General features: G+C 68.0%; 20 protein-coding genes and 1 pseudogene. 13 read left to right on the top strand and 8 right to left on the bottom strand.

The genetic code is table 11. The annotated features are described in order from the left end of the window. Window positions 1-11: 11 nt before the first annotated feature. From mutY to ftsY, 3 genes are read right to left on the bottom strand one after another with little or no spacing between them, the layout of a single operon-like run. Window positions 12-1,061 carry an A/G-specific adenine glycosylase gene (mutY, locus tag N792_RS11340; RefSeq protein ID WP_036195291.1) on the bottom strand — a complete coding sequence of 350 codons (1,050 nt, stop codon included), beginning with the start codon at window positions 1,059-1,061 and terminating at the stop codon, window positions 12-14. Beyond that, the gene (locus tag N792_RS11335) at window positions 1,058-2,374 is read right to left on the bottom strand and encodes an AsmA family protein (protein ID WP_036195289.1); all 1,317 of its coding nucleotides are present in this window, start codon (window positions 2,372-2,374) and stop codon (window positions 1,058-1,060) included. Before N792_RS11335 ends, mutY begins: the two co-directional genes overlap by 4 nt. Before the next feature lie 16 nt (window positions 2,375-2,390). After that, a complete protein-coding gene (gene ftsY, locus N792_RS11330; RefSeq protein ID WP_036195286.1) occupies window positions 2,391-3,773 on the bottom strand; it encodes a signal recognition particle-docking protein FtsY in 1,383 nt (460 codons plus the stop codon). Between the two features lie 66 nt (window positions 3,774-3,839). On the opposite strand from ftsY, the gene rsmD reads away from it, so the two are divergent. The 7 genes from rsmD to N792_RS13530 all read left to right on the top strand — a co-directional run bounded on the left by rsmD (window position 3,840) and on the right by N792_RS13530 (window position 9,464). Continuing rightward, on the top strand, window positions 3,840-4,553 hold the full coding sequence (gene rsmD, locus N792_RS11325; RefSeq protein WP_084105752.1) for a 16S rRNA (guanine(966)-N(2))-methyltransferase RsmD: 714 nt from the start codon (window positions 3,840-3,842) through the stop codon (window positions 4,551-4,553). Next, window positions 4,550-5,053 (top strand): pantetheine-phosphate adenylyltransferase, encoded by a 504-nt coding sequence (coaD, locus tag N792_RS11320; RefSeq protein WP_036195283.1) that lies wholly within the window; start codon window positions 4,550-4,552, stop codon window positions 5,051-5,053. Before rsmD ends, coaD begins: the two co-directional genes overlap by 4 nt. A 52-nt stretch (window positions 5,054-5,105) precedes the next feature. Continuing rightward, a complete protein-coding gene (locus N792_RS11315) occupies window positions 5,106-5,609 on the top strand; it encodes a hypothetical protein (RefSeq protein WP_036195280.1) in 504 nt (167 codons plus the stop codon). An 82-nt stretch (window positions 5,610-5,691) separates the two neighbouring features. Beyond that, on the top strand, window positions 5,692-5,946 hold the full coding sequence (locus tag N792_RS11310) for a YfhL family 4Fe-4S dicluster ferredoxin (protein ID WP_036195277.1): 255 nt from the start codon (window positions 5,692-5,694) through the stop codon (window positions 5,944-5,946). A gap of 3 nt (window positions 5,947-5,949) precedes the next feature. Continuing rightward, window positions 5,950-7,698, top strand: coding sequence for a gamma-glutamyltransferase (gene ggt / locus N792_RS11305; RefSeq protein WP_036195274.1), 1,749 nt, complete (start codon window positions 5,950-5,952; stop codon window positions 7,696-7,698). 132 nt (window positions 7,699-7,830) lie between these two features. Further along, window positions 7,831-8,721: an MBL fold metallo-hydrolase gene (locus tag N792_RS11300; protein WP_036195271.1), complete on the top strand. Its 891-nt coding sequence runs from the start codon at window positions 7,831-7,833 to the stop codon at window positions 8,719-8,721. Next, window positions 8,718-9,464, top strand: coding sequence for a TMEM43 family protein (locus tag N792_RS13530; RefSeq protein ID WP_156969398.1), 747 nt, complete (start codon window positions 8,718-8,720; stop codon window positions 9,462-9,464). The genes N792_RS11300 and N792_RS13530 overlap by 4 nt, the downstream gene beginning before the upstream one ends. Window positions 9,465-9,663: 199 nt before the next feature. On the opposite strand, the gene N792_RS11290 is transcribed toward N792_RS13530, so the two are convergent. Next, a complete protein-coding gene (locus N792_RS11290; RefSeq protein WP_036195268.1) occupies window positions 9,664-10,353 on the bottom strand; it encodes a VIT1/CCC1 transporter family protein in 690 nt (229 codons plus the stop codon). Between the two features lie 320 nt (window positions 10,354-10,673). Here N792_RS11290 and N792_RS13855 point away from each other — a divergent pair, with 320 nt between their 5' ends. Further along, window positions 10,674-10,817 (top strand): DUF4357 domain-containing protein, encoded by a 144-nt coding sequence (locus N792_RS13855; RefSeq protein WP_084105750.1) that lies wholly within the window; start codon window positions 10,674-10,676, stop codon window positions 10,815-10,817. Window positions 10,818-10,825: 8 nt separating this feature from the next. On the opposite strand, the gene N792_RS11285 is transcribed toward N792_RS13855, so the two are convergent. Together N792_RS11285 and N792_RS11280 are read right to left on the bottom strand one after the other, a co-directional pair. Beyond that, the gene (locus tag N792_RS11285; RefSeq protein WP_036195266.1) at window positions 10,826-12,112 is read right to left on the bottom strand and encodes a PQQ-dependent sugar dehydrogenase; all 1,287 of its coding nucleotides are present in this window, start codon (window positions 12,110-12,112) and stop codon (window positions 10,826-10,828) included. After that, the gene (locus tag N792_RS11280; protein WP_036195264.1) at window positions 12,109-12,537 is read right to left on the bottom strand and encodes a DUF2231 domain-containing protein; all 429 of its coding nucleotides are present in this window, start codon (window positions 12,535-12,537) and stop codon (window positions 12,109-12,111) included. Before N792_RS11280 ends, N792_RS11285 begins: the two co-directional genes overlap by 4 nt. 254 nt (window positions 12,538-12,791) lie before the next feature. On the opposite strand from N792_RS11280, the gene N792_RS11275 reads away from it, so the two are divergent. From N792_RS11275 to N792_RS11265, 3 genes are all read left to right on the top strand, one after another. Further along, on the top strand, window positions 12,792-13,178 hold the full coding sequence (locus N792_RS11275; protein WP_036195262.1) for a YchJ family protein: 387 nt from the start codon (window positions 12,792-12,794) through the stop codon (window positions 13,176-13,178). Window positions 13,179-13,477: 299 nt separating this feature from the next. Next, window positions 13,478-13,918, top strand: coding sequence for a hypothetical protein (locus tag N792_RS11270; protein WP_036195260.1), 441 nt, complete (start codon window positions 13,478-13,480; stop codon window positions 13,916-13,918). Then, window positions 13,915-14,511, top strand: a complete 597-nt coding sequence (locus tag N792_RS11265) for a phosphatase PAP2 family protein (protein WP_156969397.1) — start codon at window positions 13,915-13,917, stop codon at window positions 14,509-14,511. Before N792_RS11270 ends, N792_RS11265 begins: the two co-directional genes overlap by 4 nt. Window positions 14,512-14,594: 83 nt before the next feature. On the opposite strand, the gene N792_RS11260 is transcribed toward N792_RS11265, so the two are convergent. Together N792_RS11260 and N792_RS11255 are read right to left on the bottom strand one after the other, a co-directional pair. Next, window positions 14,595-16,106 carry a catalase gene (locus N792_RS11260; RefSeq protein ID WP_036195256.1) on the bottom strand — a complete coding sequence of 504 codons (1,512 nt, stop codon included), beginning with the start codon at window positions 16,104-16,106 and terminating at the stop codon, window positions 14,595-14,597. A gap of 258 nt (window positions 16,107-16,364) precedes the next feature. Next, window positions 16,365-17,702, bottom strand: a pseudogene (locus N792_RS11255) (aminotransferase class III-fold pyridoxal phosphate-dependent enzyme); the annotation flags it as partial. Window positions 17,703-18,183: 481 nt separating this feature from the next. Here N792_RS11255 and queA point away from each other — a divergent pair. Continuing rightward, on the top strand, window positions 18,184-19,236 hold the full coding sequence (gene queA, locus N792_RS11250) for a tRNA preQ1(34) S-adenosylmethionine ribosyltransferase-isomerase QueA (protein ID WP_036195252.1): 1,053 nt from the start codon (window positions 18,184-18,186) through the stop codon (window positions 19,234-19,236). Next, complete coding sequence (gene tgt / locus N792_RS11245) at window positions 19,233-20,357, top strand: tRNA guanosine(34) transglycosylase Tgt (protein WP_036195250.1); 1,125 nt, start codon at window positions 19,233-19,235, stop codon at window positions 20,355-20,357. The genes queA and tgt overlap by 4 nt, the downstream gene beginning before the upstream one ends. The last annotated feature ends 33 nt before the right edge of the window (window positions 20,358-20,390 follow it).

Genomic DNA, 20,390 nt, shown 5'->3' with positions numbered 1-20,390 from the left:
GGGATGGTCGCTCAGCCGGCTTCCAGCAAACGGCGGATCGGTGCGGGAATGCCGAGGGTCGCCAATTGCTCCAAAGCGACCCAGCGCAGGTCGCCATTGTCGCCCACCGCATCGTGCAGGGCGATGTCGCGCCAGCGTCGCGGGTGCAGGTCCAGTTTGTAGTGGCTGAACGCGTGGGCGATCGACGGCAGCGGTTCGCCGGCATCGAAGTCGCCCTGCAGGTGGCGATCGAACCAGTCGCGTGCGGCGGTTTCGTCGTCGGCCTGCGGTAGGGTCCACAGCGATGCCCAGATCCCGACGGGTGGGCGTTGTTGCAACAGCACGTGGCCGTCGGTGTTTTCCAGCAACAGCACCTGGGCGTGGCGTTGCGGCGGCGTCTTGCCGGGTTTGCGGGTCGGGAGTTCGGCGGTGCGGCCTTCGATCCGGGCGATGCAGTCGGCCTGCAGCGGGCACAGCACGCAGGACGGGTTGCTGCGGGTGCACAGGGTCGCGCCGAGGTCCATCTGCGCCTGGGTGTAATCGGCCAGCCGGATGTGCGGCAGGTGGCTTTCGGCGCAGGCCCACAACTGCTTTTCCACTGCCGGGACGCCCGGCCAGCCAGCGATACCGTGATAGCGCGCGAGCACCCGCTTGACGTTGCCATCGAGGATCGCGTGGCGGTCGCCCCAGGCCTGCGACAGGATCGCCGCGGCGGTGCTGCGGCCGATGCCGGGCAGGGCGACCAGTGCATCGAGGTCGCGTGGCAGCTCGCTGTTGTGGTGCTTGACGCACTGTTGGGCTGCGCTGTGCAGGTTGCGGGCGCGGGTGTAGTAGCCCAGCCCCGACCACAGCGCGAGGACGTCGTCGAGCGGCGCGGCAGCCAGCGCCTCCAGCGTCGGCAACGCGGCCACGAAGCGCTCGAAATAGGGTGCGGCGGTCTTGACCTGGGTCTGCTGCAGCATGATTTCCGACAGCCACACGCGGTACGGCGTGCGCGGGTGTTGCCAGGGCAGGTCGTGGCGGCCGCTGTGGTCGAACCAGGCCAGCAGGCGCGCGGCGAAGGGGTCCGGCGGAGTGGTCATTGCGGCGGTTCGTCGTCGCTGTCGTCGAATTCGATCTCTACGCCGGTCAGGGTGGCGCCGGCAATCGTGATGACCGGCGCGGTCAACTTCCCGTCCAGTGGCGGCAGCGGGGTGCCGGACGCGAGCTGATCGAGCCAATCGAGGATGCCTGGCAACCGGAAGCGGCCATCGAAGCGGAGCGCATCGCGCTGCAACTGCAGGGCGATATCGCCGTCCAGATTGGCCGGGCCGGCATAGTCCAGTACGAATGGCAGCGGCGCATCCGACTGGTCCAGCGGCGACGGCAAGGCCGGCCAGGCGTCGGGCCATGCGGCAATGACGCCATCAAGGTGCGCCGACAGCGCGTCGTGCAGATCGAGCCGACCGCGTGCATCAATCCCGGGGATCACGTCTTTTCCGCGCACGACCACACCCAGCGGTGCGACCGACAGGCGGCCGTCGCGATAGCGGGCGGTGCCGCCCAGTCCGAGCACAAATGCCAGACGCTTGTCGCCCGGAGCGCTGCCGACCCAGCTCCCTTCCGCGCCGAACTGGGCTTTGTCGAGACCGATGCCGTCGTCGCCATCGTGCAGCCGGCCCGACAGCTGCAGCTGCATCGGCAGACGCCAGCCGGAGGCGATCGCCGTGGCGATGCCGGCGATACCCAGGCCGGCGTCGGCGGCGGGCCGGGTCAGCGCCAACTGCAGGTCGAACGGGGCCGAGACGGCATCGATGCGGAAGCGCCCGCCGAGCCGGGCCGCGAGCGGCTGGTCGGGGTGCAGCGATGCCAGGTCGATATCCAGACGGTCGATCGACCAGGCTGGGCCGATGATCTCGCCGCGCAGGATCTGCAAACCGTCGGTGAGCGTCGGGATGCGGATCTCCCCGCCGGCCGGACGGCTGTCGAGCCATCGCTGCAGGGCGGCGATATGCAGGCGGGGCGCGTCCAGTTCCACCCGCTTCACGGTGAGGTCATCGCCGGCCGCGCGCAGGGTTTTCCACGGCAACGACAGGTAGACGCGCTCGGCGGTCAGCAGCGGGGTGTCCGCGCCGGGCTGGCGGGCGACCAGATCGCGCACGACCAGCCGCGGCGTCCCGCGCAGGTGGTATTCGCTCGCGCCGCTGGAGGTGATTTCCAGGCCGAGTGCGTTGCCGACCCGGTCGAGGATCAGGTCGGCGACCTGGCTGGGGCGGCTGATCCAGCCCAGGCTCAGTGCCAGCATCAGCAGCAGGAACGCGCCGGCGCCCTTGGCGATGGTTTTCCGCCAGACGCGGACGCTCGCGTCCGGCGTGCCCGCGTCCGGTGCTCCGCTTGGCGCTGGTGGGGCGCCCACGCGCGTGCCGTCGGCGCTAGGCGCCGAGCGACTCCGGCAGCAACGCGTCGACGAAAGCTTCGGCATCGAAGACACGCAGGTCTTCCGGGCGTTCGCCGATGCCGGCAAAACGGATCGGGATGCCGAACTCGCGTGCCAATGCGAACACCACGCCGCCCTTGGCGGTGCCGTCCAGTTTGGTCACCACCAGCCCGGTCACCTCGACCGCGGCATGGAACTGACGCAACTGCGACAGCGCGTTCTGCCCGGTGGTGCCGTCGATCACCATCAGCACCTCGTGCGGTGCGTTGTCATCGAGCTTGCGGATCACCCGCTTGATCTTGCCCAGCTCGGCCATCAGGCCCTGCTGGGTGTGCAGCCGGCCGGCGGTGTCGGCGATCAGCACCTGGATGCCGCGCGCCTTGGCCGCCTGCAGGGCATCGAACGCCACCGAAGCGGCGTCGGCGTTCTGCCCCTGGGCGATCACCGGCACACCGTTGCGCTCGCCCCAGGACTGCAACTGGGCGACCGCGGCGGCGCGGAAGGTGTCACCGGCAGCCAGCATCAGCGAGCGTCCTTCGCCCTTGAGGCGGCGGGCCAGCTTGCCGATGGTGGTGGTCTTGCCGACTCCGTTGACGCCGACTGTAAGTATCACGAAGGGCTTGGCATCGGGGTCGACCCGCAGGGGCACGGCGACCGGTGCGAGCAGCGCGATCAGGTCGGCGCGCAGGGCCTTCAGCAGGGCATTGGCATCGGCGAACTCGCGCGCCTTCATGCGCTTGCGGAGGTCTTCGACCAGATCGGTGGTCGCGGTCACGCCGACGTCGGCGATGATCAGCGCGGTTTCGATTTCGTCCAGCAGCGCGTCGTCGAGCTTGGGATTGCCGTGGAACAGGCCGCCGAAGCTGCGTGCGAGCGCGGTGCCGCGCAGGCGCTCGCGCCAGCCCATCTTGCCGGGCAGTGCGGCGGGCTTGTCGATGGAGGTGGCGACAGAAGGCGTCGATGCGGGCGTCGATGCGGGCGTGGATACGGAGAGGTCATCGGCAGGGGCCGGGGCGGATGCGATGACCGGTTCCGGCTTCGGTCCCGGTGTTGGTATCGGGGCCGGAGCCACCACCGCCACGTGCCTGGCCACGGGCGCGGCGGCTCGGGCTTCCAACGATGGAGTCGGCGTTCCGGCATTGGCTTCCGGTTCGACAACGGCAGCCTCAACGCGGGCCGGTGCGGCAATGGTTTGTTGCGCAACGGCCGATGCGACCGGTGCCGCCGCGGTCAATTCATCAGCGGCAGGTTCGGCCTCAACGGTTGCGGATTCTGCCGCCGGCAGCGCATCCGGAAACGCCGCGGCCAGTTCCTCGGTGCTGTAACGACGCTCGGACGGGGAGGTCGCGGGCTTTTTGCGGCGGAAAAAACTGACCATCGACAGGAGGTTTCACGAATGCGCGAGAATGGCGCACATGCTAGCACTGGCCTGCTTCTCCGACCGATGAAGAAACCCGCCCGAAATCCCCTGCCAGCCAAGCTCCGCGGCCCCGGCCAGGTCCGCGTGATCGCCGGTCGCTGGCGCGGCAGCAAGCTGGCGGTGGGCGATGCTCCCGGCTTGCGCCCGACCTCCGACCGCGTCCGTGAAACCCTGTTCAACTGGCTGATGCCGGTCCTGCACGACGCGCGCGTGCTGGACGTGTTCGCCGGTAGCGGCGCGCTCGGGCTGGAAGCGCTTTCCCGCGGCGCGGCGTCGGCGGTACTGGTCGAGCGCGATCCCCGGCTCGCCGTGAGCTTGCTGGCAACTACCCGGCGGCTGCCCGGTGGTGAGGCGGCGACGGTGGTCCAGGCCGATGCGCTGTCCTGGTTGCCGACGCAGCCGCGCGCCGGTTTCGACATCGCCTTTGTCGATCCGCCATTCGCTTCCGGCTTGTGGGAACCGGTGCTGGCGGCGCTGCTGCCCCTGCTCGCCGAAGGCGCATGGCTGTATGTGGAGGCGCCACTGGCCGAATCCGTAGTTCTGCCGCCGGACTGGTCCCTGCATCGCGAAGGCCACACCCGCGAAGTGCGCTACGCCCTGTATCGCCACCGCGCATCGCCACTGACCGCTACAGGCGCGCGGCAGACCCCGGGCAGCGACACCCCGGCTGCGGTTGATACACTCCGCGCTGACCCGGAAATCCCGGGCCTCCGCCCTCACGAGCCCATTGCCCCATGACCCCGGCCCGCCACCGCATCGCTGTCTATCCCGGCACCTTCGACCCCGTCACCAACGGTCATATCGACCTGGTCGATCGTGCCGCGCCGTTGTTCGAGCGGCTCGTGGTCGGTGTGGCGGAAAGTCCGACCAAGAGCCCCGCACTGCCGCTGGCGCTGCGCGTCGAACTGGCCCGCGATGCGCTTGGCCACCATCCCAATGTGGAGGTTCGCGGGTTCGACTCGCTGCTGGCCCACTTCGTCGCGAAACTCGGCGCGGGCGTGCTGTTGCGCGGCCTGCGCGCGGTGTCGGATTTCGAATACGAGTTCCAGATGGCGAGCATGAATCGCCACTTGATCCCGGACGTGGAGACCCTGTTCCTCACGCCGGCCGAGCAATACAGCTTCATCTCCTCGTCGCTGGTCCGCGAGATAGCCCGTCTCGGCGGCGACGTCTCCGGCTTCGTACCGCCAGCGGTCGCCGACGCGCTGCAGGCACAGTGGCAACGCACCCACGCTTGACCGTCGGCACCCATGCCGGCGTTATTTCCGACTGAAAGGGGAACGTACCTCCATGAAAACCACCACCCGCCTGATCCTGATCGCCCTGCTTTCGTTGCCGCTGCTTGCGGCCTGTGACAAGACCAAGGAAGACGCCACCGAAGACGCCGCCGTGGCGCTTGCGCCGCTGAACGCGCCGACCACCACCGACGACAATGCCTGGGGCAGCTACCTGTCCCAGGTGGTGACCCGCAACATGGGCGACGTCACCAACAGCCCGTACCTGTACTACCTGCCCGCCAGCGACAGCGAAGGCTTCGAAGGCGCACACGAGCGGCTGCGGGAGGAGATCGAGATCGCGATGCAGCGCGGCATCGTCGAAGGCAACCTGGTGGCGTTCGGCTCGCCGGAGTCGTCGATGATGGCCGACATCGTGGTCGGTGCCTTCGCCAAGGTCGATCCGGGCTCGATGAAGGGCGTGCGCTTGCTGTTCATCGGCGATGCGGCCGACAACGAGCGGGTCAAGGCGGCGGTGGAAGCCTCCGGCGTCAACTACCAGTTCGTCGAAGCCAAGTGATCCGCGGCTGACCACACAGCCGATTTGACGAGTGCATGCGGCGGGAACCCGCAACCGGGTTCCCGCCCGCACGACCAACCCCATGTCCCTCAAGATCAACGAGCTTTGCGTCAACTGCGACGTCTGCGAGCCGGCGTGCCCGAACGACGCCATCTCGCAGGGCGAAGTCATCTACGTGATCGACCCGGCCCGCTGCACTCAGTGCGTGGGCCACTTCGACGAGCCGCAATGCGTGGTCGTCTGTCCGGTGGAATGCATAGACCCGGATCCCGATTTTCCCGAAACCCACGGGCAGTTGCTGGCCAAGTTGGCGAGGCTGCAGAAAGAGCAGGAGTAAGTGATGCGAATTGCGATGCGCAAGGTGATGCTGGCCGGCTTCCTGGTCTCCACGACGCTTTCCTTGGCAATTACCGGTTGCGCGACATCCGGACAGGCAGCAGATGTCGCGGCCGCAAACGCATCACCCACCCTCACGCCGCCGGGCACGGCGATCGCCAGCGCGCATTCGCTGGCCACCCAGGCCGGCTTCGACATCATCAGCCAGGGCGGCAACGCCTTCGACGCGGCCATTGCGGTGTCGGCGGTGCTGTCGGTGGTGGAGCCGATCAGCTCGGGCATCGGCGGCGGCGGCTTCTTCCTGCTGCATGACGCCAGGAGCGGTCGCGACGTGTTCATCGATGCGCGCGAGACCGCGCCGGAGTCCGCCACGCCCGCCGAATACCTCGACAAGAACGGCGACCTCGACCGCGACCGCGCGACCAACGGTCCGTGGTCGGCCGGCATTCCCGGTTTGCCCGCCGCGCTGGTCCATCTGGCGGACGACTACGGCACCTTGCCGCTGGCGACCTCGCTGGCACCGGCGATCCGCATCGCCCGCGACGGTTTCCCGATCTACGGGCGGCTGGAGAAGGGCTACGCCACCCGCGGCAAGGTGATGGAACGCTACCGCGGCACGCGCGAGGTGTTTCTTGCCGACGGCGACCCGCCCAAGGTCGGCGAGATCCTCAGGCAGCCCGACCTGGCCCGCACCCTGGAGCTGCTGGCCGAGCACGGCCACGACGGCTTCTACCGCGGCGAAGTCGCCGGGAAGCTGCTGGCGGCGGTGAAGGAGGAGGGCGGCCGCTGGACCGCCGAGGACCTGGCCGGGTACGAAGTGCGCGAGCGCGCCCCGATCGAATTCGACTACCGCGGCTGGCGCGTGGTCACCGCGCCGCCACCGTCGTCGGGCGGCGTCGCGCTGGCGGAAATGCTGCAGATCCTGCAGCCCTGGAACCTGGCCAAGCTCGACGATGCCGAGCGCACCCACCTGATCGTCGAGGCGATGCGCCGCGCCTACCGCGACCGCACCATCTACCTGGGCGACCCGGACTTCGTCGAGATGCCGATCGCGCTGCTGACCGATCCGGACTACGCCGCCGGCCTGCGCGCGACCATCCACCCCGACAAGGCGACCCCGAGCGACCTGCTGTCCGGCCAGCCGGTGCCGATGGAAGACGACGAGACCACCCATTTTTCGATCATCGACACCGACGGCAACATCGTGTCGGCGACCCAGACCGTCAACCTGCTGTACGGCTCGGGGATGATCGCCCCGGGCACCGGCGTGCTGCTCAACAACGAGATGGATGACTTCGCGCTCAAGCCCGGCACGCCCAACGCGTTCGGCGTGATGGGATTCGCCGCCAACGCGGTGGAACCCGGCAAGCGCATGCTCAGCTCCATGACGCCGACCTACATCGCATCGCCCGACCAGCTCGCCGTGCTCGGCGCGCCCGGCGGCAGCCGCATCATCACCGAGGTGCTGATCGGCATCCTGGGTTACGACGCCGGCATGACCGCCCAACAGGTCGCCGCCGAGCCGCGCATCCACCACCAGTGGCTGCCCGACGTGATCTCCGCCGAGCCCGGCGCGCTGGACGCGGCGACCGTCAAGGCGCTCAACCAGATGGGCCATACCGTCAACGCCGGCGAAGGCACCTGGGGCAACCTGCAGACCGTCGCCTGGGACAAGCGCACCGACGAGTTGTCGGGCGGCACCGACCCACGCAATCCCGTCGGCGAAGCCGATGTGGTGCTGGACACGCCCTGAGCTGACGCGTATCCGCAACTGAACCGCCGTCCCAAACCAAGGCGACTGGCGCGCTTGGCGGTTTCCCTCGCTTGCCCGATCGCCCATCATGATCAGCGGTGCAGCCACGGCTGCGGGACGTGGGAGTAGACGATGAAACTCTGGTCGCTGCTGGGCAACAGCCAGAAGCTCGACGGCGGGGCGATGTTCGGCAATGCGCCGCGGGCGATGTGGAGCCAGTGGATGCCGCCGGACGGGCAGAACCGCGTCGATCTGGCCTGTCGTGCGCTGCTGGCCAGTCCGCTGGCCGGCAAGACGGTGTTGTTCGAGTCGGGCATCGGCGCGTTCTTCGAGCCGAAACTGCGCGAGCGCTACGGCGTGGTGGAGGACCGCCACGTGCTGCTCGACTCGCTTGCCGCCACCGGCTTCGCACCCGAGGACATCGACGTGGTGGTGCTCTCGCACCTGCATTTCGACCATGCCGGCGGCCTGCTCGCGGCGTGGGAGGAAGGTCGGCCGCCACGGCTGGTGTTTCCCAATGCGCATTACGTCGTGGGCCGCGAACACTGGCAGCGCGCGATCGCGCCGCACGCCCGCGACCGTGCCAGCTTCATTCCGGAATTGCCGGCGCTGCTGGAGGCGACCGGACGCCTCGAACTGGTCGATGGCGAGTTCTCACAGACCCTCGGCGGCGCGGTGCGCTTCCACTACAGCAACGGCCACACACCGGGACTGATGCTGGCGGAGATCGTCGGGCCGGAGACCGTCGACGGCCAGGCGCACGGTGGCGTGGTGTTCTGCGCCGACCTGATCCCCGGCCGGCCGTGGGTGCATGTGCCGATCACGATGGGCTACGACCGCAATGCCGAGTTGCTGATCGACGAGAAAAAGGCCTTCCTCGCCGACAAGCTGGCGCGCAATGTGCGCCTGTTCTTCACCCACGATCCTGGCTGCGCGCTCGCCCAGGTCACCCGCAACGAGAAGGGCCGGTACGGCACCACCCACGAGGTGGCCGAACTGCACGCGAGGGCGCTGGCCGCATGAGGGCCCGGCTCGGCCTTGCAGCGCTGGTACTGGCAGGCATGGCAACGTCCGCGTTGGCGCGTGACGACGTCAGCCCGACCGGCGCCCCGCCGCAGCCGCAAGGCGAGCCGAGTTTCAGCGGGTTCGTGGAGGATCGTGATTTCGGCGTGCGCACCAGCCAGTTCGGGCTGGATCGGCGGGTCGAGATGTTCCAGTGGCAGCGCGATGGCGACGACCGTTACGAGCAGGTCTGGAAGCCGGCGCTGGTGGATGCTTCCGGCTTCGCGCCAGGCCACGACAATCCGCTGTCGTTTCCGCTGGAAAGCCGGCGTTGGTGGGCCACCGACGTCACCCTGGATGGCAAGCCACTGGATCTGGCGGTGCTGAAGGCGCTCGGCCAGTGGCAGGATTTCCGTCCGGGCTTCACCCGCCTGCCGGCGAACCTGGCGGCGACGTTCCAGCCCGAGGGCGACGGGCTGGGCAGCTCGATCAATCCGCTGGACCCGAAAATCGGAGATCTGCGCATTTACTGGCGGGAGCTGCACCTGCCGCCGCTGGCCGGCCACGTGGAACTGCGCGATGGCCGGTGGCAGCTGTCCGCGCGCACCGAGAAAGCCGTCCTCAACGCGCGCCCCTTGCCGTCGGTCGCCCAGGATGTGCAGGTTTCCGAGCGCAACCTGGGGCCGTGGACGCTGGGTGCCGCATTGGTGCTGGTAGCCGTGGTCGGGGTGTCGCTGTTTGGCCGTCGTCGCCGCAGGCGCTAGTTCGATTCCACGTTCCGCGCCAAGTCGCGGCTGAGGCCGCTCCCACAAAAACGGTGAATGGCGCGGCTTGGATTTTGTATTCGACGTGAGTGGCGACCTGTACGTCACCCCACCTCCCACATCCGCAGGTTCGCGATTCACGTCGCCCAAGCGTCGACCGTCCCGGCCGCCATGCGCCGCGCACGTGTCTCACGGGCCCTCAGGAAGCCACGCCAAACAGCGCGCCCACGCCAGCGGTCAATCCCATCGCCAAGGCGCCCCAGAAGGTGACGCGCATTACGGACGCAAACGCCGGCGCGCCGCCCGCCCGTGCGGCCAACAGGCCCAGCAGCGCGAGGAAGATCAGCGAGCTGCCCGCCACTCCCCAAATCCGCCAGATGGCCGGCAGCAACCCGACCATCAGCAGGGGGAGTGCAGCGCCCACCGCAAAAGTGCCGGCAGACGCCATCGCGGCCTGGACCGGCTTCGCCGCCAGGGTGTCGGAGATGCCAAGTTCGTCCCGGCTGTGCGCAGCGAGCGCATCGTGGGCCATGAGCTGGGTCGCCACGTCCGATGCCAGGGCCCGGTCCAGCCCCCGTTTCACGTAGATGGAGACCAGTTCCTCGTGCTCCTGCACCGGGTTCGCCGCCAGCTCCTTGCGCTCCCGGGCCAGGTCCGCGCTTTCGGTGTCCGCCTGCGAGCTGACCGAGACATATTCCCCGGCCGCCATGGACATGGCCCCGGCCATCAGACCGGCCACCCCCGCAACAAGAATGTCCCGCGTTCCGGCGCCCGCTGCCGCGACGCCCAGGACCAGGCTGGCGGTGGAAACGATGCCGTCGTTCGCCCCGAGCACGGCGGCACGAAGCCAGCCGGTCCGGTGTGTCCTGTGACGTTCGCTGTGCCTCATGTGGTGACCACTCCGTGGGTGTTGCGTGCGAGGGGCAACGCTTGAATTTGGAACCGCATGATGGCGCTGGCGTGTATGCGTGGCCAGTCGTCAGGTCGCCGCGTATGAGGGAGTACACCACCCCTGCAACCGTCCGCCCCTGGAACATCAGCTTGTTGCGCGCCTCTGCTTCAATGCCACGATCTCAGGCCGGACCCCAGCCCGAGCTCAAACCCGGCCGACGCAGTGAGCGCTACCGCGCGTGAGGCGATGCCGTTGCCACGATGCGACTCATTGCCCGGTAGCCGAGATTGACAGACCGGTTGGCGTAATCAACGCGGTTGAGCACATACCTGCTCCAATCCCCCAGCGGCGCCGCCGCCTGCCTGACCGACCGCACCGCCAGCGGCTGGATCGAATGGAAGGACGCGCAGGGGCAGAGCCTGAGCGACCGCAAGGCGTTGGCGGCGGAGGTGGCGGACTAGAAGACCTGTCAGCGGACCGGGGCCACGCGCCAGATGGTGTTGGCCAGGTCGTCGGCGACGATCAGTGCGCCGCGCGGGTCCACGGTCACCCCGACCGGACGGCCGCGGGTCATGCCGTCCTCGCCGCGGAAACCGGAGACGAAATCGACCGGCGGGCCGGCAGGGCGGCCGTTGCGGAACGGTACAAAGATCACTTTGTAGCCGACCGGCTCCTTGCGGTTCCAGCTGCCGTGTTCGCCGATGAACACGCCGTCGGCGAATCCGGCGCCCATTGTGGGCGTGGAGAAATCAAGACCCAGCGCCGCCACGTGCGAACTCAGGCTGTAGTCCGGGACGATGGCGGAAGCCACCTTTTCCGGATTCTGCGGCCGCACGCGTGAGTCGACGTTCTGGCCCCAGTAGCTGTACGGCCAGCCGTAGAACCCGCCTTCCCGGACCGAGGTGAGGTAGTCGGGGACGAGGTTCGGTCCGAGCTCATCACGTTCGTTCACCACTGCCCACAACACGTCCGTCCCGGGCTGGATGGCGAGCGCGGTGGGATTGCGCAGGCCGGTGGCGTAGGGCTTGTGCGCGCCGGTCCGGGCGTCCACCTGCCAGACCATCGCGCGGTCGACCTCGGCGTCCATCCCGCGCTCGGTGATGTTGCTGTTGGAGCCGATGCCGACGTAAAGGAAGCGTCCATCCGGGCTCGCGGTCAGGGCCTTGGTCCAGTGATGGTTGATCGCCGAAGGCAGGTCAGTGACCTTGACCGGCGCACCGCTGGCCCGGGTCTGGCCATCGTGGTAATCGAACCGCACCAGCGCGTCCTGGTTGGCGACATACAGACTGCCATCGACCAGTGCGAGCCCATAGGGCGCGTTGAGGTTCTCGGCAAACACCCGCCGGTCCCTGTAACTGCCATTCCCGTCCGGGTCGCGCAGCAAGGTCAGCCGGTTGCCGCTGGTGACCGAGGTGTTGCCCTGGGCCTTGATACGACCGGCGATCACGTCCTTCGGCTTCAGTTTTGCCGCGTTGCCGCCCCGGCCCTCGGCCACCAGGATGTCGCCGTTGGGAAGCACCAGGGTCTGGCGGGGGATATTGAGGTCGGTGGCGATGGCCGTGATCGTGTAGCCCTGCGGCACGGTCGGCCGCTGGTCGCCCCATGGCGCCGGCTTCGCAATGGTCATGTTGGGCAGCAACCCGCGCTGCGGGGCCGGAAGGGTCGGATCAACCCCATATTGGGACGCGTCCGGATCGCTCTCGCCGCATGCGCCCAGCAGGGCGGAAATGGCAATGGTCACCAACAGGCGTTTCATGCTGCACCCCCGACACGAAAGTTGGAAAACCCCACCCAGGTCGCCGCACACGCCAGCACGGCAACGATCACCGACAGGACCAGGGCGGTGGGCATGATTCCCCACGCGTCCCTGGCGTGGATCAGGGCATTGAGGAAGCCCAGCACCCAGGTCGCCAGCAGGAGCAGGACGTAGATCAGCGGGCGCCCGCGATGATGATCGGCGCGGAACAGATCGATGACGGCCCAAAGCAGCGCGAAACCGGCGAAAACGAGCGCGCCGGCGATCAGCCAGGACGCGAAGTTGCTCCATTGGATCTGGTAACTGCGGAAATACGTGATGTCACCCAGCAGCGCGCCCAGGAACAGCGGTACGGCGCCTGCCAGCAGGAATGCATGAAACGGGTGAAGCGCCCTTCGGGGCATCCGGTCGACAGTGACAGCCATGGCGGTTACTCCGTTGATGGATTGGGACGCGGCGCCGACGCAGTGCCGTCCGGGCGAGGCTTCGCCGCAACAGGCTACCCGGGCCGATGTCTCTGTCATGTCGATGTCACTGGCCGCCTGGTTGTCTGCGGCGGCGGTACCGGTGCCTCCGGCGATTTGCTGGGCCTTCAATGAAAGCAGGTGCAACCTCGCCGTTGCATGCGGCGACGCGCCGGGCGCTAAGCTCGTCTGCTCCAGTTGCCGTTGGTTTCTCCATGCCCCAGGCCTGCCCCTGCAACCCGTCCATCGCCTACGCGGCCTGCTGCCAGCCGCTGCATGAAGGCCGGTTCGCGGCCGCCAGCGCCGAGGCGTTGATGCGATCGCGCTACAGCGCCTATGTGCTGGGCCTGCGCGACTACCTGCTGGCCACCTGGCACCCCGACACCCGTCCGGCTGCGCTCGACCTGGATGACAGTCCGGATCTGCGCTGGCTGGGGCTGGACGTGAAGCGGCACGCCGATGCCGGTGACGGCAGCGCGGTGGTGGAGTTCGTGGCCCGCTACAAGGTCGGCAGCACGCCTGCGGTGCGGCTGCACGAGGTGAGCCGGTTCGCGCGCGTGGATGGCCGCTGGTATTACCTGGACGGGGAGTTTCCTGTCTGATCGTCCAGGGACGTTGTCCATCAATGGCTTGACGTCCATGGATCCTCGCCTTCGCGCGCCTTCGCGGTGATGACGGCAGTTGTCCGGATGATCCCTGACAACGTCCAACGCGTACTGGATCGCCCGAAGCTCGGCATGAAGACGGACGATCGGCTCAGCAGGCGCGTTGATACGTCAGGCAAGCGGTCAGGGCGGCCTGGGCGGAGAAACCGCGTTGGCAACTGGCGCGCGCCGATGACCGGGCGAAGGGCGATCCGCAGCGGTAAGCTCGCTGGTCTTTCCCTCGCCGGTAACCCGCCATGCCTCATCTGCTGCGCAACGTGATTGCGGTCGTCCTCGGGTTCGCTGTCGGCAGTACCGTCAACCTGGCACTCGTCACCCTCGGTCCGGCGTTGATTCCGCCGCCTGCGGGCGTGGACGTGACCAGTGCCGAGGGCCTCGCCAGCGGCATCCATCTTTTCGAGCCGCGGCACTTCGTGATGCCGTTCCTGGCGCATGCCGTCGGCACGTTTGCCGGTGCGCTCGTCGCCTGCCTGGTGGCGGCCAGCCACAGGGCGAAGCTGGGCCATGCGATCGGCGTGATCTTCCTGTGTGGTGGCGTGGCCGCCAGTTTGATGATTCCGGCACCGGTCTGGTTCATCGCGGTCGACCTGCTGGTCGCTTACCTGCCGATGGCCTGGTGGGCCACCCGGATCGGCGCGCGCCTGCAGGCGGGGAAGGCGGCGCCGGCAACCCCGTGAAGCCGGCCAGGGAATGGGTCGCGCGCTGGGCGTCGATCCTGATCCATCCGGTAATGGTGATGCTGGTCGCCGCTGCCGTTGCCACCGGTGTGGGTGACCCGCCGCCGGGACGGGTGTGGCAGGCGTTGGGGCTCACGCTGGCGGCGGCCGCGGTGGTGATGATCTACGGTGTGCGGCAGATCCGCTCGGGCCGCTGGACGCATATCGATGCCTCGCAGCCGCACGAGCGCTCGCAATTCAACCGGTTCGCCTCATGGGTGCTGCTGGGACTTGCGGCGATATGTGCGGTTGCCGGTGCGGATCGTGGGGTTGTCGTGGTGATCGCCTTGTCGGGGGTGATCGTGCTGGTCGGTCACGTGCTGCGCGGCCAGCTCAAGCTTTCCTTGCATGTCGCGTTCGCGATGTTCGCGGCGTGCATCGCCTGGCCGCAGGCGGTGGCGTTCGCCGGGTTGCTTGCGGCCACGGTGGTGGTGGCGTGGTCGCGGCTGGTACTGCGCCGGCACGAGGCGTCGGACGTGCTCGCCGGTGCGGCGACCGGGCTGGCGTGCGGGGTGGTGTTCCAGATGGTGTTCCAGTGCGCGGTGAGCGCGTAGCCGCGCCGGGTAAAAAAACGGCCCCGCATGGCTGGCAAGCGGGGCCGGGTGTCTCACGAACCGGCGTCTATGCGGGCCGGCGATCAGCCCTCGCCCATGCCCTCGGCCGGTTCCGGTGCGCTGCCGGCGCGGACCTTGTCCTCGATCTGCTGGCCGGTCGCGGGGTCGACGTTCTTCCAGTACTCGAACGCGCGTTCCAGCACCGGGCTGCGGACGCCGCCGAGCAGGCTGCCGGCGACCTGGTCGACGAACTGCGCGCGCTGGGCGTCGTTCCAGACCTCGCGCACCAGGGTGCCGGGCTGGCCGAAGTCGTCGTCCTCCGCGTGCAGGGTGTAGGCGCTGCGGACCATCTCGCCGTCGGTCTCCCAGCCATCCGCCACCGGGCCGGTGTCATCCGCCCAGCCGCGGCCGCCGCTGTTGGGTGCGTACACGGGTGCGTTGCCGCTGTGGTGGTAGGCCATCTGGCCGTCGAACAGGTAGGTGCTGACCGGCACCTTGGGCTGGTTGACGGGCAACTGGTGGAAGTTGGTGCCGATGCGGTTGCGCTGGGCGTCGGCGTAGGCGAACGCGCGGCCGAGCAACATCTTGTCCGGTGACAGGCCGATGCCCGGCACCGTGTTGCCCGGCGAGAACGCGGCCTGTTCGATCTGGGCGAAGAAGTTCTCCGGGTTGCGGTTCAGGGTCATGGTGCCGACCTTGATCAGCGGATAGTCCTTGTGCGACCAGGTCTTGGTCAGGTCGAACGGGTTGAAGCGGTAGCTCTTCGCGTCCGCGTACGGCATCACCTGCACCGACAGGGTCCAGCTGGGATGTTCGCCGCGGGCGATCGCGTCGAACAGGTCGCGGCGGTGGAAATCGGCGTCCTGGCCGGCCATCTCGGCGGCTTCGGCGTTGTTGAAGAACGCCATGCCCTGCCCGGTGTGGAAGTGGTACTTGACCCAGAATTTCTCGCCGGCAGCGTTGATCCACATGTAGGTGTGCGAGCCGTAGCCGTTCATGTGGCGCCAGGTGCGCGGCAGGCCACGCTCGCCCATCACGTAGGTGACCTGGTGTGCGGTTTCGGGATTGGACGTCCAGAAGTCCCATTGCATGTGGTTGTCACGCAGGCCCGAATCCGGCAGGCGCTTCTGGCTGCGGATGAAGTGCGGGAACTTCATCGGGTCGCGCAGGAAGAACACCGGCGTGTTGTTGCCGACCAGGTCGTAGTTGCCTTCGTCGGTGTAGAACTTCAGCGAGAAGCCGCGCACGTCGCGCCAGGTATCGGGGCTGCCCGACTCGCCGGCCACGGTGGAGAAGCGCGCCAGCATGTCGGTCTTCGCGCCCTTCCGGAACAGCGCCGCCTTCGTATAGGCCGAAACGTCTTCGGAAATCTCCAGCACGCCGAACGCGCCGGCACCCTTGGCGTGCGGCTGGCGCTCGGGCACCTTCTCGCGGTTGAAGTGCGCCATCTGCTCCAGGAAGTGGACGTCGTGCAGCAGGATCGGGCCGTTGGCGCCGACGCTCAGCGAGTTGCGGTCGCTCGGGGCAGGCGCGCCGGCACCGGTGGTCGATCCGCTCTTGGGCGTACGGTTGGACGTGTTGTCGGAACTGGTCATGGTCGTCTTCCTCATGTCGATGGGTCAGGTCCGTGCTGGCACGTGACCGGTCTGAGCCAAGGCTGATCTGACGTTCAGCTTGGTGCTGCCAAAGAGTCTGCCCCGCTCACCGTCGATATGCCATTCGATTGTCCCGATCGGATCGATAGGTACCTGCAGGGTTTTCATGGGAATCAATCGACCACTTCGATCGCTTTGGCGTGAGCATGAAAAAGCCGGGCTGACCCGGCTTCTTCAAATACGCCTGCTGCAGTTGGCTTACGCGACGGCGGCCTGCTTGAGGCGTGGACCTTCGCGCAGCGCACGGCCGACCATGCCGACCAGCAGGTCGATCTCGGCGCTGGTGACGGTGAAGGTCGGGGTGAAGCGCAGCGAGTTGGCGCCGCCGTGGATCACGCCGATGCCGTGCTCGCGCAGCCACTCTTCGGTCGAACCGGTGCCGAAGCACTTGAAGTCGTTCGACAGCTCGCACGAGAACAGCAGGCCGGTGCCCTGGACCTTGGTGATCATGCCGCCCAGTTCGGCCTTGAGCGCCTCCAGCTTCTGGATCGCCTCGGCGCCGCGGGCTCGGATGTTCTCGCGCAACTCGGGGGTGACCATCTCCAGCACCGCGCAGGCGGTGTCGAGCGCGCGCGGGTTGGTGGTCATGGTGTTGCCGTACAGGCCTTTCTTGTAGGCGCTGGCGGCGTGCGCGTTGACGGCGAGCACCGACAGCGGGTACTGGCCGGCATTGAGCGCCTTGGAGTAGGTCTCCATGTCCGGCGCTTCCACGCCTTCGAAGCCGGGGTAGTCGATGATCGACAGCACGCCGTTGGCGCGCAGGCCGGCCTGGATCGAGTCGACCAGCAGCAGCGCGCCGTGCGCCTTGGTCAACGCGCGGGCGGCGTTGTAGAAGTCCACCGGCACGCTGCGGCCGGGGTCGCCTTCGCCCATCACCGGCTCCAGGAACATCGCCTCGATGAACCAGCCGTTGGCATCGGCATCGGCGAAGGCCTTGTTCAGGGCGTCGATGTCGTAGGGCTCGATCACGATCACGCTGTTCTCGCCGCGGTAGCTGGCCAGGTACTGCTCGTAGGCCTTGCGCGAGGAGTTGGAATACAGCGCCGGGCGGTCCGTGCGGCCGTGGAAGCCGCCCCTGACCACCACCCGCTTGATGGTGGTGTGGCCGGCGTGCCTGCCGCCTTCGTCGGTCATCGCCTTGGCGTTGGCATCGGCGATGCGGGCGGCGAGGGTGACCGACTCGGAGCCGGAGTTGAGGCACATGAAGTGGCTGTACGGGCAGTCGCGGCCCAGGCCGATCGCCTCGCGCAGCAGTTTGGTCAGGCGCAGTTGCGACAGGCTCGGGGTCATGATGTTGGCCATCGCCTGCGGCTTGGCCATCGCCTCGATCACCCGGGCCGGCGCGTGGCCGAAGCCGAGCATGCCGTAGCCGCCGGAGTCGTGCAGCACCGCGCCCTTCAGGGTGACGATCCACGGCCCGCGGGCGGTGAGGGCGATGTAGGGGTTGACCGCGTCGTCCTGGTAGAAGTTGACGTAGCCGGCCTGCACGGCGTGGGCCTGGGCGTCCTCGTCGAGGTCGAGCAGGTCGGCGAACTCGCCCTTGATGCGCTGGTACTCGGTGACGGCGCCTGCGACGGCCTCGATCAGCTCGGCGTCGCCGGCGAAGGTCGCCAGGACGTCATCGTCCAGACCGATGGTGCGGCGCGACCCGGCGTGGGCGCGCAGCGGGGCAAGTTGGCTGGTGATGGCGTTGCCGTGGGTGGTGCTGGACATCGGTGTGGCTCCTTCGCGGGGTCGGGCGCTGTGCCGGGGAATTTTCAAACAAGCGTCGCAACAGCAAACGTCGCAACGAACGGCGCAAACAAAAAAGCGCGGCACATCCGCGCGGTCCTGTTTCTTGTTTTGCCCGTTTCTCTTTTCGATTCAATCAGTTAGCCGATTCTACCACGCCGCTCCCGCGGCGATAACCCCCGCCGTCGCTACAATGCGCGGTTGCCGCAGGCACGCTGCTGCAGTGCGGGCCGATCCCACGCGCTGATGAAGCCTGCACCCCGAAGTACGCACTCGAAGACCCGTCTTGAAGAAATCCGATTTCCATTACCTGCTGCCGCCCCGGCTGATCGCCCAGGCACCGTTGGCGGCGCGCTCGTCGAGCCGGCTGTTGCTGGTTCCACCAATCCCCGGTGCCTTCGAGGACCACGTCTTCAGCGAGCTGCCCGATCTGCTTGCCCCGGGCGACCTGCTGGTGTTCAACGACACCCGGGTGATCCCGGCGCGGCTGTTCGGCCAGAAGGCGACCGGTGGCCGGGTCGAGATCCTGATCGAGCGGCTGCTCGGCGGGGACGAGGCGCGTGCGCAACTGGGGGTCAGCAAGTCGCCCAGGTCCGGATCGCGCATTGCGCTGGATGCCGGTGGCGAGGTCGAGGTGCTGGGTCGCGATGGCGAGTTCTACCGCCTGCGGTTCCATGTCGCCGAATCGCTGGAGGCCTGGCTGTTGCACGCGGGCCAGTTGCCGTTGCCACCCTACATCCAGCGCGCTCCGGGTGCGGACGACGCCGAGCGCTACCAGACCGTGTTCGCGCGCGAGACCGGCGCGGTCGCCGCACCGACCGCGGGGCTGCATTTCGACGAGCCGCTATTGGAGCGATTGGCCGCGCGGGGCGTGGGCTTCGGCCACGTCACCCTGCATGTCGGCGCGGGCACGTTCCAGCCGGTGCGGGTCGACGACCTGGACCAGCACGTGATGCACAGCGAGTGGCTGAATGTCGGTGCCGCGCTGGTCGAGCAGGTGCGCCGCACGCGGGCGGCCGGTGGCCGGGTGATCGCGGTCGGTACCACGGTGGTGCGCGCGCTGGAAACGGCGATGCGGCCGACCCCCGAAAATCCGGCCGGCGAGCTGTTGCCCTACGCGGGCGAGAGCCGGCTGTTCATCCTGCCCGGTTACAGAATCCGTTCGGTCGATGCGATGGTCACCAACTTCCACCTGCCCGAGAGCACCTTGCTGATGATGGTGTCCGCGTTCGCCGGCAGGGACCGGGTGTTCGCTGCCTACGCGCATGCGATCGCCCGGGAGTACCGGTTCTTTTCCTATGGAGATGCGATGTTGCTGTTCCCGGAGTCGATGCAATGAGCGGGCTGCCCGACAGTCGCATGTCCTTCACGTTGCTCGGCACCGACGGCGATGCGCGCCGCGGTCGGCTGAGTTTTCCGCGCGGCACGGTGGAGACTCCCGCGTTCATGCCGGTCGGGACCTACGGCACGGTGAAGGGCATCTACCCTGACGACGTCCGCGAGCTGGGCGCGCAGATCATCCTGGGCAACACGTTCCACCTGTATCTGCGACCAGGGCTGGAGGTGATCGAGGCGCACGGCGGGCTGCACGGTTTCATGCGCTGGGACGGCCCGATCCTGACCGACTCCGGCGGCTTCCAGGTGTTCTCGCTGGCGCACAAACGCAAGATCACCGAGGCCGGCGTGACGTTCGCCGCGCCGATCGACGGCCGCAAGGTCTTCCTGGGTCCCGAGGAGAGCATGCACATCCAGAAGGTGCTGGGCGCGGATGTGGTGATGATCTTCGACGAATGCACGCCGTATCCGGCAACGGAAGAGGTGGCGCGAAAGTCGATGGAACTGAGCCTGCGCTGGGCCGAGCGCTCGCGCATCGCCCACGGGGGCAACGACGCGGCGTTGTTCGGCATCGTCCAGGGCGGTGTCCACCACGACCTGCGCACGCGTTCGGCGGACGGGCTCAAGCAGATCGGCTTCGACGGTTACGCAATCGGTGGTCTGGCCGTCGGTGAGCCGGAGCACGAGCGCAACGCGATGCTCGAACACACCTGCCCGCAGCTGCCCGCCGACCGGCCGCGCTACCTGATGGGCGTGGGCCGGCCGGAAGATCTGGTCGAAGGCGTGGCGCGCGGCATCGACATGTTCGATTGCGTAATGCCGACCCGCAACGCGCGCAACGGCCACTTCTTCACCTCGACCGGTACCGTTCGCATCCGCAATGCGAAGTACGAGCACGACCTGCGCCCGATCGAGGAGGGCTGCGACTGCCTCGCCTGCGCCGGCGGCTTCACCCGCAGTTACCTGCGCCACCTGGACCGCTGCAACGAGATGCTCGGGCCGATGCTGGGCACCGCGCACAACCTGCGCTACTACCAGCGGCTGATGGCGCAGATGCGCGAGGCGATCGGGCAGGGAACCTTTGCCGCCTTCCGGGAGTCCTTCTACGCTGCGCGCGAGCCCTGAGGACGCGCGCCCGGTTCTCCCCGCCCATCCCTG

This window comes from Lysobacter concretionis Ko07 = DSM 16239, assembly GCF_000768345.1.
Classification (GTDB): Bacteria; Pseudomonadota; Gammaproteobacteria; order Xanthomonadales; family Xanthomonadaceae; genus Novilysobacter; species Novilysobacter concretionis.
This window is presented reverse-complemented; position numbering and strand designations above follow the sequence as displayed.

Excerpts from the sequence above, each read along its gene's own strand:
- N792_RS11300 (WP_036195271.1), top strand. The coding sequence starts at position 7,831 with ATGAAACTCTGGTCGCTGCTGGGCAACAGCCAGAAGCTCGACGGCGGG.
- N792_RS13530 (WP_156969398.1), top strand. The coding sequence starts at position 8,718 with ATGAGGGCCCGGCTCGGCCTTGCAGCGCTGGTACTGGCAGGCATGGCA.
- coaD (WP_036195283.1), top strand. The coding sequence starts at position 4,550 with ATGACCCCGGCCCGCCACCGCATCGCTGTCTATCCCGGCACCTTCGAC.
- N792_RS11280 (WP_036195264.1), bottom strand. The coding sequence starts at position 12,537 with ATGGCTGTCACTGTCGACCGGATGCCCCGAAGGGCGCTTCACCCGTTT.
- N792_RS11270 (WP_036195260.1), top strand. The coding sequence starts at position 13,478 with ATGCCTCATCTGCTGCGCAACGTGATTGCGGTCGTCCTCGGGTTCGCT.
- N792_RS11260 (WP_036195256.1), bottom strand. The coding sequence starts at position 16,106 with ATGACCAGTTCCGACAACACGTCCAACCGTACGCCCAAGAGCGGATCG.
- rsmD (WP_084105752.1), top strand. The coding sequence starts at position 3,840 with ATGAAGAAACCCGCCCGAAATCCCCTGCCAGCCAAGCTCCGCGGCCCC.
- ggt (WP_036195274.1), top strand. The coding sequence starts at position 5,950 with ATGCGAATTGCGATGCGCAAGGTGATGCTGGCCGGCTTCCTGGTCTCC.
- N792_RS11315 (WP_036195280.1), top strand. The coding sequence starts at position 5,106 with ATGAAAACCACCACCCGCCTGATCCTGATCGCCCTGCTTTCGTTGCCG.
- N792_RS11310 (WP_036195277.1), top strand. The coding sequence starts at position 5,692 with ATGTCCCTCAAGATCAACGAGCTTTGCGTCAACTGCGACGTCTGCGAG.
- tgt (WP_036195250.1), top strand. The coding sequence starts at position 19,233 with ATGAGCGGGCTGCCCGACAGTCGCATGTCCTTCACGTTGCTCGGCACC.
- ftsY (WP_036195286.1), bottom strand. The coding sequence starts at position 3,773 with ATGGTCAGTTTTTTCCGCCGCAAAAAGCCCGCGACCTCCCCGTCCGAG.
- mutY (WP_036195291.1), bottom strand. The coding sequence starts at position 1,061 with ATGACCACTCCGCCGGACCCCTTCGCCGCGCGCCTGCTGGCCTGGTTC.
- N792_RS11275 (WP_036195262.1), top strand. The coding sequence starts at position 12,792 with ATGCCCCAGGCCTGCCCCTGCAACCCGTCCATCGCCTACGCGGCCTGC.
- N792_RS11285 (WP_036195266.1), bottom strand. The coding sequence starts at position 12,112 with ATGAAACGCCTGTTGGTGACCATTGCCATTTCCGCCCTGCTGGGCGCA.
- N792_RS11290 (WP_036195268.1), bottom strand. The coding sequence starts at position 10,353 with ATGAGGCACAGCGAACGTCACAGGACACACCGGACCGGCTGGCTTCGT.